Raw genomic sequence first — 12615 nt, forward strand, 5'->3', positions numbered from 1 at the left:
GGGCTCTTCTTTACTATATGTGGCCTCGAAAAGCTTTCTACTTTTTCCAATGCGATTCGATATACGAATCTCTGCCTGAATGGGAACGATACCCATGATAATGCGCACTGCTTTTTTTGTAGAAATCCTGATGATATTCTTCCGCCGCATAAAACGGTTGTGCCGGCTCGATGGAAGTCACGATTGGTTTAGTGAATTTCCCGCTTTCCTGCAGTGCTTGTTTCGAAGCTTCCGCTATCTCTTTTTGTTCCGGTGAATGATAAAAAATAACCGGACGGTAAGAAGCACCACGATCTACGAACTGACCCATAGCATCAGTGGGATCTGTTTGCTGCCAATATACCTCCACTAAATCTTTGTAGGGAAACAAAGCTGGATCAAATGTGATTTGGACGGCTTCCGTATGCCCGGTCGTTCCGGCACAAACTTCTTCATAGGTCGGATTCTCTGTGTGGCCGCCGGTATAGCCCGAAACAACTGATTCTATGCCCGGAAGGCTATCAAACGGTTTGACCATGCACCAAAAACAGCCTCCGGCAAAAGTAGCTTTTTCCAATCTTGGTTCTGTCACTATCCTCATTCCTTTCGTACGCATTTTCGTCTGAAATGATTGTATCACATGACCAAAAGCTTACTCGCATATCTTGCTTGCGATCAGCGTTTGTTGCTTGCATTTTCTTTGGTTATTTTTGTGATGCCGCCCATGTATGGCACAAGTGCATCAGGAATCGTAACGGAACCGTCCTCGTTTTGGTAATTCTCAAGTATCGCAGTCACAGTGCGGCCGACTGCCAACCCGGAGCCATTCAACGTGTGCACGAATTCCAGCTTCCCTGTTTCTTCGTTGCGGTAACGGATTTTCGCGCGGCGGGCTTGGAATGCCTCTGTATTTGAACAAGAGCTGATTTCCCGATAGGTATCTTGAGCTGGGATCCATACTTCTATGTCATACGTTTTGGCTGCGGAGAAGCCCATGTCCCCCGTGCATAATGTGATAGTGCGGTGCGGCAACTTCAAGCCTCTCAGCACAGCTTCAGCATCGTCTGTCATTTTTTCCAATTCTTCATAGGAAGTTCCCGGTTTGCTGAATTTCACCATCTCTACTTTATGGAACTGGTGCATCCTGATTAGGCCCCTTGTGTCGCGTCCTGCACTTCCGGCTTCAGAACGGAAAGACGGACTCATCGCCGTGAAATAGACAGGCAGTTCTGCTTCATTCATGATTTCATCGCGGTAATAATTCGTCAAAGGAACTTCTGCTGTAGGGATCAGCGTGAAATTGCGCTCATCCGTCAATTGGAAAACATCCTCTTTGAATTTAGGGAATTGTCCGGTACCGAACATGGAAGCTTCGTTCGCCATGTATGGAGGGATGATTTCCGTGTAGCCATGTTCTTCGGTATGCAGATCCAGCATGTAGTTGTAGCAAGCGCGTTCCAGGCGAGCTCCCAAGCCTTTATAGAAGACGAAACGGCTTCCGGTCACTTTAGCGCCGCGTTCAAAATCCAGGATATCCAACGCCTCGGCGATATCATAGTGGGCTTTCGGTTCGAAATCGAACGCGCGCGGTGTCCCCCATCTTCTTACTTCCACGTTATCGTCTTCATCCGCACCGACAGGAACAGAGGCATGCGGCAAATTAGGCAATCTTGTGGCGATGTAGGTCGTCTTCTCTTCGATTTCATTCAGTTCTTCATCCAGCGCTTTGATTTTGTCGCCGACTTCTTTCATTTCGGCAATCTTATCATCCGCATTCTCTTTATTGCGTTTCAATTGCGCGATTTCCTGGGAAACGCCATTGCGGTATTGCTTGAGGTTTTCCGTCTCAACGATTTTCTCGCGGCGTTGCGCATCCAATTCCTGGAACGTCGCCAATTCTTCCGCTTTAACGCCACGTCCAGCCAACTTTTCTGCAGTGGCTTCAAATCCATCCCTTAAAAATTTTACATCCAACATATACTTTCCTCCTCATTAATGTGTACAAAAATAGCCACTCCATCCCTAGAATAATCTGGGACGAAATGGCTTTAACGTTCGCGGTACCACCCAACTTCAGCCAATCCTTTAAATGGACGGGCTGCGCTTCATTGCGTTAACGGACGGATCCGGAACAATTTAGTCAATTTCTTGTTTTCATTGTTCGCTTCATGTGGGGATTCAATAGGTGAAGGGTCAGTTCTCACCGAACCACTGACTCTCTGGGGCGCTTCACATTATCTACTGGTCACATGCATGGCTTTCTCTATTCAATTAGGCTAAGCTTCGATACCCTCATTTTACTGAACAAACCTTGTGCTGTCAATAAAGCGGCCGGTCCAAATTAGCCTGCAGCTATTCCGGATCAGTCAAAGAATCCTCCGACAAAATCGGATACCGTTTGCCAAGCTTTACCGAACAAATCTCCGACAACACGGCCGCCGCGCACAAAGATATTGGCTTTCTCAACGCTGCTTGCGACTGCGACTTTGACATCCTCGGAGGTCGCTCCATCCAGGTAGCCCAACTCGTCGCCTTCGACTGTCACAGCGACGGACCCTACTTCTGTGCCTTTTTCGATAGGCGCTTCAATCTCGCCGTCCTCATTCAGACTCTTTTCCGCCGGTGTGAAAACAGTTGTGAGCGCGAGCTCTTCGGCACCTTTTTCGGTAACGGTCACAAGGTCTTCGTTGTAGACAAGCCCGACCTCAGTTTGCTTCCCTTTGGCCACCGTAATCGGTTCTTGCGTGGAAACAGCATCGCCTTTTGCCGCTACCGTCGTCTTCTCGAAGGTCGAGAAGGCATAGTCCATCAAACGTCCTGTTTCTTTAAAGCGTTTGGTGCTCTCATCCGCGCCGATGACCACGGTGATGATCCGCATTTCATCTTGCATTGCGGTACCAGTAAAGGATGCGCCGGATTCCAGCGTTGTTCCGGTCTTCAGACCATCCACACCTTCACGGTAATAAAACATACCAGGCAACATCACGTTATAGCTGTGCATCATGATTTCGTCGGACGTTCCCGCTTGGAAAGCCAACTCCGGAATGGAAGTCGTTTCCAAAACTTCAGGGTAATCATCGATCAGATGATCTGCAACCATCGCGACCCCACGCGCAGTCATTTTATTGTAGCCGTCAGACGATGCACCGGGATATAGGTTTTCTTCCGCGACATCGCTGTTCGACAAGCCGGTTGCATTATAGAGCTCATAGTTTTCTACGCCCCACTCATCCAACTGAGCCTTCATCAGATCGACGAATTTCGCTTCGGAACCAGCCAAAGCTTCTGCCAAAGCGATCGTCGAGCCGTTTGCAGAATAGATCAATGCGGATTGGTACAGCTCTTCCACAGAATACGTGATATCCTGACGCAAAGGCACATTCGAAAAATTGTAGTTCTGGCTGACTTCATAGACGTAATCACTGACAGTGATTTGCTTGTCCCAAGTCAATTTGCCTTCCTCGATGGCTTCCAGTATCAAGTAGATGCTGAGCATCTTTGTCATTGAGGCTATGCCCAGCGCTTCTTCCCCATTTTGGTTGACAAGCACTTTGTCGGTCTCGTCTTCTATCACGAAAGCTGCTTTCGCATCGACAGACGGTTGTTCAGCAGCCAAAGCAACCGGTGCTGCAAACAAGCTGCTCACCAATACAGAGGCAGCCGATAGTGTTCCCATAATCATTTTTCTGTTTTTTATAGTTATCATTGTTTGTAGTTATCTCCATTCAGTCATTTCATTCAGTTCATATACCCTTCTATGTTAGCGGAAATAGTATAAAAAGACAACCAAAAAAAGGAACGTACCCAGAAAGTGTACGTTCCTTATTCCTTAACAGGCGGAGTCTGCTTCAAAGGGAGATGCAGCACAAATTTGGTTTCCGCCTCATCCGATTCCGCATAGATATACCCGCCATGAAGGGTGACGATGCTTTGGGCGATCGCGAGCCCCAGCCCGGTCCCACCGGTCTCTTTCGAACGGGAATTTTCCACCCGATAGAAGCGACCGAACAATTCCTGCAGCGATTCTTCAGGGATACGCTCCCCGTTATTTTTCACGGCAACAATCACCTCAGAACCGATCTTTTCCGCTTCGATATGTACCCAAGTGCCGCCATGCGCATACTTGAGGGCATTGGAAATGAGATTATTGAAGACGCGGGCCATTTTATCGACATCCATTTCGATCATCAAAGGACTCGTCTTCATGATCACTTCGGTCTCCATATGGCGTTTGCGCGACTCCAGTTCATAATCCGCGACGATCTGCTCCAAAAAGTTCCCGATATTGATCGTCTTCAACAGCAGCGGAGTCGTTGGTTGCCGCACTTTCGTATATTCGAAAAGATCATCGACAAGCACCTTCATCTGCAGCGCTTTTGTATAAGCGATATGGATATAACGCAGGGCATCCTCTTCACTCGTGAATTGCTTGTCCTCTATCAATCCTAGGTAGCCGATGATGGAAGTCAAAGGGGTGCGGATATCGTGACTGACGTTCGTGATCAATTCATCTTTCGATTGCTCAATTTTTCGTTCCTCTGCCATCGCTTGGACAGTGCTCTCCACTAGTGTATTGATGCTGTCCACAACATCAACATAGCTGCCGGCATTGTTTGCGTCGATCCGATGATCGAAGTGTCCCGCTGCGATATAATGCAACTCGTCCAGGATATGCGTCAGCTGCATCTGCTTGTATCTTCTGGCCAAACGCCAACCGGTGAAGACGGCCGCAAAAATCGCCGCTATCCATTGGAAAACATTATCATAAATGGTCAGAAATGCGTCAACCACCATTACGAATCGTCTTAAAGAGGGAATTTCCCTCAAGAAAGCGGGAGGAGTCGCAACCAGCCGGTTGAACATCAGCTCCATCCCGATGTAGAGCAGATAGACGATGCCGAGCGTCAAGGCCCCTTCAAAAACGAGTTCACTCAATTCTTTCTTCTTCAACTTGTTAAACAAAGCTGCACCCTCCCGACTCAGCTGATTTTTCCAGGCCAGCCTGCAGGCAGGTCTGCCTATTCCCCAATCTTATAGCCTACACCCCATACTGTCTGGATGACTTTCTCGCCACCTGTAGCCTCTTCAATTTTATCGCGAAGATGGCTCACATGCACCATCACTGTTTTGGCCGATACGATGCTTTCCTGTTGCCAAACACGTTCAAAAATCTCATCGGCACTGAAGACGCGATTCGGATGGCTCGCCAATAAATGCATGATGCCGAATTCCAGCGCGGTCAATTGGATGCTCTTTCCGTTCAGTGTCTTGACTTCATGGGAATCCTTCTTGATGATCAGCGGACCTATTTCGATCGCGTCCATCTCCGAAGCATCCACCTGCATATTCGTCCGGCGCAATAGCGATTTGATGCGGGCCATTACTTCCAGCGGGTTGAATGGCTTGGAAACATAATCGTCCGCACCTGTCGTCAAGCCTTGGATTTTATCCATGTCTGTGGATTTGGCGCTCAACATAAGAATCGGGATCGGGTTATTCTGTTCCCGCAGCTCCCTCACCACCGATATGCCGTCTTTTTTTGGCATCATCACATCCAAAATGATGAGTTGGATGTCCACGTTTTCCTCAAGCTTCCGGAAAGCATCGGTGCCGTCATAAGCCTTTATCGGTTCGTACCCTTCATTTTTGCAATAGATGCTCAGCAAATCCACGATTTCCCTGTCGTCATCGACGATCAAAACTTTATTCATATAGGACAACCCTTTCCTAAAAATACATATTTTCCCTCATCGTACCAAATTCTTCTAAATTTTTGCTTAAGGAAGCATAAAGAAATTCCATTTTAATTATATCAGAAAGTTCCAACAAACCGTGAACATAAAAAAAATGCCCGGGAACAGTGTCCCGGACATTTTGATTTCTTGCAGTTTTATCTTTGGATGGAGTAGTTTGGTGCTTCTTTTGTGATTTGGATGTCATGCGGATGGGATTCAATCAATCCGGCACCGGACATCTTGATGAATTGCGCATTATCACGAAGCTCTTGCAAATTAGCTGCACCGACATAACCCATACCGGAACGGACACCACCGAGCAATTGGAAGATGATATCGCTGGCTGCCCCTTTATAGGCTACACGACCTTCGATACCTTCCGGCACCATTTTCTTCGCTTCATTTACGCCGCCTTGGAAGTAACGGTCGCTTGAGCCTTTTTCCATTGCTGCCAGACTGCCCATACCACGGTAAGTCTTGAAACGACGGCCTTGGAAAATTTCGAATTCGCCCGGAGACTCATCCGTACCTGCCAACATGCTGCCCAGCATGACTGCGTGTCCACCGGCAGCCATCGCTTTGACGATGTCTCCCGAATACTTGATCCCGCCGTCAGCAATGATTGCTCTGCCGTATTCTCTCGCTACGCTTGCGGCATCATAGATGGCTGTTATCTGAGGAACACCGACACCGGCTACGACACGAGTTGTACAGATGGAGCCCGGTCCGATTCCGACTTTGACTACGTCGACCCCGACGTCAAAGAGTGCGCGGGTCCCGTCGGCAGTCGCTACGTTTCCGGCAATCAAGGTTGCTTCAGGGAATTGTTCGCGGATTTCTTTAATTTTACGGATAACGCCGGCGCTGTGGCCATGCGCTGTATCGATGACGATTGCATCTGCACCTGCATCCAATAAGGCTTGGGCGCGTTCAAATGTGTCACTTGTCACACCTACTGCAGCCGCAACGATCAAACGGCCGTGTGCATCTTTTGCGGAGTTGGGAAACTCGATTACTTTTTCGATATCCTTGATTGTGATCAGGCCCGCCAGACGTCCGGTTTCATCGACTAAAGGCAGTTTTTCGATTTTGTATTTTTGCAGAATGGATTCAGCATCTTTCAAAGAAGTACCTACAGGAGCGGTAACCAAATGTTCTTTGGTCATGACATCGCCGATTGGAACTTGGTAATCTGTAATGAAGCGCAGATCGCGGTTCGTCAAAATCCCTACCAACTTGCGTTCTCCCATATCGTTAACGATAGGAACGCCGCTGATGCGGTATTTGCTCATCAGATTCTCTGCTTCAGCAACCAAGTGATCAGGAGTCAGGAAGAATGGGTCGATGATGACGCCACTTTCGGAACGTTTTACTTTGTGCACTTCTTCAGCCTGCGCTTCAATGGTCATGTTTTTGTGGATGACGCCCAAGCCGCCTTGGCGAGCCATTGCGATTGCCATTGCCGCATCGGTAACAGTATCCATACTTGCGCTCATTATAGGAATATTCAAGTGTAAATTTTTAGCTAAATCAATCGATAAATCCACATCGTTAGGTAATACATGGCTTTCAGCCGGGACTAATAATACATCATCAAAAGTAAAACCTTCTTTAGCGAATTTTGTTTCCCAATTTGACATTTTCGATGAACACTCCTTTTTATTTATGCTGATTTTTTATCATCTAAAATACCACCACCAACAACCTACGTCAAGCGCAAACCTCCCTTTATCATACAATTCTCATATAGAAGCGTTTTTATCGAATACTATGCATTCACAACTACCTCAATGTTCGGAATTAATGCGTATGATTGCATCCAGGGATTCATCTACAGTTTATTTCTGTCAATATACGAAAATAGCCGAGATACAAGTTTTATTTGCATCTCGGCCTCCACCCATTGACGGCCTACAAAATGCCGCCCACGATATGATATTTTTTCTTCAGATATACTTTTGCAGCAAAACCTACACCCGCGATTCCAAGGTACAACCATGCAGGCAAAGCGATATTGATTGTGGCTGGGATAAGCATCATGGAAACAGTCATGATGAGCATCCAAAGCAACATAGCGCCGGTCGTCGCAAAGATGTATTTCCCGAAGCCTTTTTCGCCTTTTGGCGCATCCGGATTCGGCGTGTATTTGGAGATGATGAGCATGGCGATGCCGCCCACGATAAAGTTCAGGATTAAGCTGATCAGACCCATTCCGATTACGTCTTCGCCACTGTTGGTCAGCAAGGAAACGCCTGAAATCATCGCGAAAAGAGACCCCAGCAATAAGCCGCCATCCAAAGCGATCAACCAATCAGTCGAACGGACTTTAACTTCGTTATCTGTTGGATTGACCAAGATGTTTGATGCGCACTCAGACACTGTGCCGTATAATTGGCGGGCAGTTTTCCCGGTTTTTTGGGCGTCCAACAATTCCCGCATCATTTTGTTGTATATTTCCTCTCTGCGCCCCTCTTCCAGGTTTGCAGCTCTCAAGGTTCTGTCCAGCCCCAGCATGTATTGTTCATTTCTTTTTGTCAAACTCTGCCATAACGCTTTGTTTTCGAACTTCATTTGTTCAACGCTCTTCGTTTCTTCCAATGGTAAATCCTCCCTTGATTACATGCGGCATCCTTTATAGAACGGTTCTAAATCCTATAGTTGAGTTCTGATTCGCAGATACCACTCCCGTTTTGTCATGGCTCTTGCGATTTTTAATCGCTTAGAGACATGATACACTTGACCGGTACGGTCACAGTGCTTCCTTACCCAACGTCTGGGTATCTAAACGCGAATCATCACATCCTGTTATACGTTAAAGCGGAATTCCATTACGTCGCCGTCTTGGACTACGTAGTCTTTTCCTTCAAGTCTTACTTTTCCTGCTTCTTTGGCTGCTTGCATGCTGCCGTATGACAGTAGGTCATTGTAAGAAACTGTTTCGGCACGGATGAAGCCGCGTTCGAAGTCGGAATGGATGATGCCGGCTGTCTGCGGTGCTTTCATCCCTAATCTGAATGTCCAGGCACGGACTTCTTTTTCGCCTGCTGTGAAGTATGTTCCCAGCCCAAGCAGCGTGTAAGCTTTTTGGATCAGTTGATCAAGTCCGGATTGTTCGATGCCTAACTCCGACAGGAATTCGGCTTTTTCTTCATCATCCAATTCAGCCACTTCTTCTTCGATACGGGCACAGACGGTAACAACTTCTGCACCTTCTGTCGCCGCAAAATCACGGACAATTTTCACCATTTCATTGTCTCCGCCGGCTATTACGTCCTCTTCAGAGATGTTTGCGACATAAAGAACAGGTTTTGTCGTTAAAAGGAACAGGTTTTTCACGTACACTTCTTCTTCCGGTGTAAATTCGATGGTACGTGCGGATTTACCAGCTTCCAGCGTTTCTTTGATTATATCCAATATAGCTAATTCGTAAACAGCATCTTTGTCCTTCGTACGCGCAATTTTGCTGATGCGTGTATAGCGTTTTTCGATGGATTCCAAATCCGCGAAAATCAGTTCCAAGTTGATGGTTTCGACATCATCCAATGGATCCACTTTACCGCTGACGTGTGTGATGTTATCGTCTTCGAAACAACGGACGACGTGACAGATGGCATCCACTTGACGGATGTTGGCCAAGAATTTGTTTCCCAGACCTTCCCCTTTACTGGCGCCTTTAACGATTCCGGCAATGTCCGTGAACTCAAAAGTGGTCGGGACGGTTTTTTTGGGTTTCACCAATTCTGTTAGTTTATTCAAACGTTCATCGGGAACTTCGACTACTCCGACATTTGGGTCGATCGTCGCGAATGGGTAGTTTGCGGCTTCCACTCCCGCTTTGGTGATGGCGTTGAACAAAGTGGATTTACCGACGTTCGGTAACCCTACGATTCCTGCTGTTAATGACATTTCTTCACACTCTTTCCACTTATATTGCTTTTATTTATTTCTTCAAAGACCTATTCGACAGTTTCTTCTGCCTTAGTCAGTACTTTTTTCATCTTCTTCTCGAATTCACGGCGCGGCATCATGACCATCTGCCCGCATTTCAGGCATTTGATCCGGATGTCCATACCCATTCGGATGATTTCCCATGAGTTGTTTTTGCAGGGATGCGGCTTTTTCATTTCCACCACATCATGCAATCCATAATCTTGTTGTACCAAGGCTAGATGCACCTCTTTCTGATGTCTTCGTCTATTCTTAATCGTCCAGGGAAATTTGCAGGATATCCAAAATCCGGGTCAGGTCGGCTGGAGAAAGATATTCGATCTCGATCTTGCCTTTTTCGCCCTTGCTGGATATTTGTACGGATGTCCCGAATTTGTCCATCAAGCGTTCTTCGCTCTCTTTGATGTATACTGGCTTCGTTTCTTTTTTCTTCTTGGTTGTCTTTTTAGCGACATCTCCAGGATTGTTCAGCTGTTGGACCAGCAATTCCAGATGTCGGACCGTGATACCTTCTTCGGCAGCACGTTTCGCCAATTCGCTGATCAACGATTCATCGTTCAAGCCTAAAAGCGTGCGGGCTTGCCCCATGGAGACCAATCCCTCTTGCAACATCCGTTTGACGTCCTGCGGGAGGTTTAACAAGCGCAGGTGGTTGGCAATGTACGGACGGCTCTTCCCTAATCTTTGGGCTACATCCACTTGCGTAAGATTCAGCTTGTTCATCAATGTTTGGTAGCCTTCCGCTTCTTCCAACGGAGTCAGATCCTCACGCTGCAGATTTTCCAGAATGGCGACTTCTATCATGGCTGTTTCGTCAAATTCACGGACGATTGCCGGGATTGTTGTTTTGCCGGCCAAGCGGGACGCGCGGACGCGGCGTTCGCCTGCAATGATTTCATAGCCTTTCACGCTGGATTGGCGCAGGATGACCGGTTGGATGACGCCGTTCAGCATGATCGAGTCAGCTAATTCCCGCAAAGTCGAGTCATCGAAGGTTTTCCGTGGCTGGTAAGGATTGGGACGGATTTCGTCTAAAGGGATCTCCTGTACCTTCTCTGTCTTTTCATCGATCTTCTCGATATCTTCAAAGTTGCTGAAGAGCGCGTCGATGCCGCGTCCTAGCCCTTTGCTGTTTTTATTCGCCATCTGCTAACACTTCCTTTGCCAACTCAAGATAAACTTCCGCTCCTTTTGAACGGATATCATAGTCAACGATCGATTGTCCATAGCTTGGCGCTTCGGATAAACGGACATTTCGTGGAATGATTGTCTTGTATACTTTTTCTTTGAAATATTTTTTGACCTCATCAACGACTTCGAAGCCGAGATTCGTACGGGCATCCAGCATCGTCAATAAGACCCCTTCCAATTTCAGGTCCTTATTGAAATGCTTCTGAACCAAGCGGAAGGTGTTCAACAATTGGCTCAGCCCTTCCAAGGCATAATACTCGCACTGGACCGGAATCAATACCGAATCACTGGCGGTGAAAGCATTGATCGTCAAATGCCCCAGTGATGGCGGGCAATCGATGAAAATGAAGTCATATTCGTCACGCAACGACTGCACTGCATCATAAAGGCGCGCTTCACGATGCGGTTGATTCGTCAACTCGATTTCAGCCCCTGCCAATTGGATGGTTGCCGGCACGACCCATAAGTTTTCCCGCGAGGATTCTCGGATGACATTCTCGATGGGCTCTTGGTTCACTAATACATCATATATATCTTTTTCAACATCTGCTTTTGAAATGCCGAGTCCGCTGGTAGCGTTCCCTTGGGCATCACTATCTATCAATAACACTTTTTTGCCTAAGTAGGCCAAAGAAGCTGCTAAATTGACGGTGGTCGTCGTTTTTCCGACGCCGCCTTTCTGATTTGCGACTGCAATAATCCGTGCCATCTGTTCTCCTCCACTTTCTGTCGTTCATTTGAAGCTGCTGTGCCGCCGTTCCACTTTTTTGCCTAAAAAAAGAGAAAAAACGATACCTGCGCCTTTTCCCCTACGCATTTCTTCAAAATGAATCATCATTTATCGCTCAGTATGTCTATTTATAAAAAAGGCTATAACTTTACCAGACTATTGTAACAAAAAAATTTGGAAAAATATAGGATAGATAAAACCGATGCCATAAAATCACTTTTTACGCGCATCTTAACCCCAAAAAGCCCGGCCTGCCTGCAAAGAAGCAGACGGTCGGGCCGTTCCTTTTCCGATTTACAATGGATTTTTGTTCGGTGTCCCGGCTTTTCTCGGGTAGGTCTTCGGAGTTTCTTTCGTCTTCTTGATCTTCACGATGTGGCGTTCGCCTGCTTCGTTCGGCAGTTCAAAAAAGATATCCTCCTCGATTTTGCCGCCCAAAATCGTGATGGCGCGCTCTGCATCGCGGAGTTCCTCTTCCGTGCTGGCTGCTTTCATCGCCACGAATGTACCGCCTTTTTTGGCCAAAGGCAGGCACAGTTCGCTCAGGACGCTCAAGCGTGCGACCGCACGCGCCGTCACCACATCGAATTGGCCGCGGAATTTCTTGTTCTGTCCAAAAGTCTCCGCACGGTCATGGAAGCAGGAAACGCCCGTCAAACCTAATTCGGAAACCAAAGTCTCCAAGAAGGTGATCCGTTTGTTCAATGAATCCACGATCGTCACCTGCAATTTCGGGAAGGCGATCTTGAGTGGGATGCTCGGGAAACCGGCGCCGGCACCGACATCGCAAAGTGTGACTTCCGCTTGGGTGAAATCCATGTGGAAGCCTAACGAAATCGAGTCATAGAAATGCTTCAGATAGACTTCATCCGGCTCCGTGATCGCCGTCAGGTTGATTTTTTCGTTCCATTCGCGCAATAAACGCAAATAAGTTGCATACTGTTCGAGTTGCGTTTCATTCAAAAGGATCCCTTTTTCGGCAAGTGCCTGGGTAAATTGTTCTGGATTCATAATGTTTCCTTTCCTCATTGG

The 12615-nt window shown here is 47.2% G+C and carries 12 protein-coding genes and 1 other annotated feature; all 12 genes read right to left on the reverse strand.

Annotated elements, in window-relative coordinates; genetic code table 11:
• Window positions 1-37: 37 nt before the first annotated feature.
• Complete coding sequence (gene msrA, locus AC0J5I_RS04205) at window positions 38-571, reverse strand: peptide-methionine (S)-S-oxide reductase MsrA (RefSeq protein ID WP_475304088.1); 534 nt, start codon at window positions 569-571, stop codon at window positions 38-40.
• Between the two features lie 83 nt (window positions 572-654).
• Window positions 655-1956, reverse strand: a complete 1302-nt coding sequence (gene serS / locus AC0J5I_RS04210) for a serine--tRNA ligase (RefSeq protein WP_475304093.1) — start codon at window positions 1954-1956, stop codon at window positions 655-657.
• Window positions 1957-2009: 53 nt separating this feature from the next.
• Window positions 2010-2243: a binding site (T-box leader), on the reverse strand.
• Between the two features lie 98 nt (window positions 2244-2341).
• Window positions 2342-3685, reverse strand: a complete 1344-nt coding sequence (locus AC0J5I_RS04215) for a serine hydrolase (protein WP_475304097.1) — start codon at window positions 3683-3685, stop codon at window positions 2342-2344.
• 116 nt (window positions 3686-3801) lie between these two features.
• Complete coding sequence (locus AC0J5I_RS04220; RefSeq protein WP_475304100.1) at window positions 3802-4941, reverse strand: sensor histidine kinase; 1140 nt, start codon at window positions 4939-4941, stop codon at window positions 3802-3804.
• 56 nt (window positions 4942-4997) lie between these two features.
• Complete coding sequence (locus tag AC0J5I_RS04225) at window positions 4998-5690, reverse strand: response regulator transcription factor (RefSeq protein ID WP_475304104.1); 693 nt, start codon at window positions 5688-5690, stop codon at window positions 4998-5000.
• A 179-nt stretch (window positions 5691-5869) separates the two neighbouring features.
• The gene (gene guaB, locus AC0J5I_RS04230) at window positions 5870-7354 is read right to left on the reverse strand and encodes an IMP dehydrogenase (protein ID WP_475304110.1); all 1485 of its coding nucleotides are present in this window, start codon (window positions 7352-7354) and stop codon (window positions 5870-5872) included.
• A gap of 271 nt (window positions 7355-7625) precedes the next feature.
• Window positions 7626-8312: a DUF1129 domain-containing protein gene (locus AC0J5I_RS04235; RefSeq protein ID WP_475304114.1), complete on the reverse strand. Its 687-nt coding sequence runs from the start codon at window positions 8310-8312 to the stop codon at window positions 7626-7628.
• 207 nt (window positions 8313-8519) lie between these two features.
• A complete protein-coding gene (gene ychF, locus AC0J5I_RS04240) occupies window positions 8520-9620 on the reverse strand; it encodes a redox-regulated ATPase YchF (protein ID WP_475304117.1) in 1101 nt (366 codons plus the stop codon).
• Window positions 9621-9670: 50 nt separating this feature from the next.
• Window positions 9671-9877, reverse strand: a complete 207-nt coding sequence (locus AC0J5I_RS04245; protein ID WP_086628836.1) for a DUF951 domain-containing protein — start codon at window positions 9875-9877, stop codon at window positions 9671-9673.
• A gap of 37 nt (window positions 9878-9914) precedes the next feature.
• Window positions 9915-10808 carry a ParB/RepB/Spo0J family partition protein gene (locus AC0J5I_RS04250; RefSeq protein WP_086986306.1) on the reverse strand — a complete coding sequence of 298 codons (894 nt, stop codon included), beginning with the start codon at window positions 10806-10808 and terminating at the stop codon, window positions 9915-9917.
• Entirely contained in the window at window positions 10798-11562 is a 765-nt protein-coding gene (locus AC0J5I_RS04255; RefSeq protein WP_086628685.1) for a ParA family protein, read from the reverse strand. The genes AC0J5I_RS04250 and AC0J5I_RS04255 overlap by 11 nt, the downstream gene beginning before the upstream one ends.
• A gap of 315 nt (window positions 11563-11877) precedes the next feature.
• Entirely contained in the window at window positions 11878-12594 is a 717-nt protein-coding gene (gene rsmG, locus AC0J5I_RS04260) for a 16S rRNA (guanine(527)-N(7))-methyltransferase RsmG (protein WP_475304126.1), read from the reverse strand.
• Between the last annotated feature and the right edge of the window lie 21 nt (window positions 12595-12615).

This window comes from Trichococcus sp. TS_SC_9, assembly GCF_056156325.1.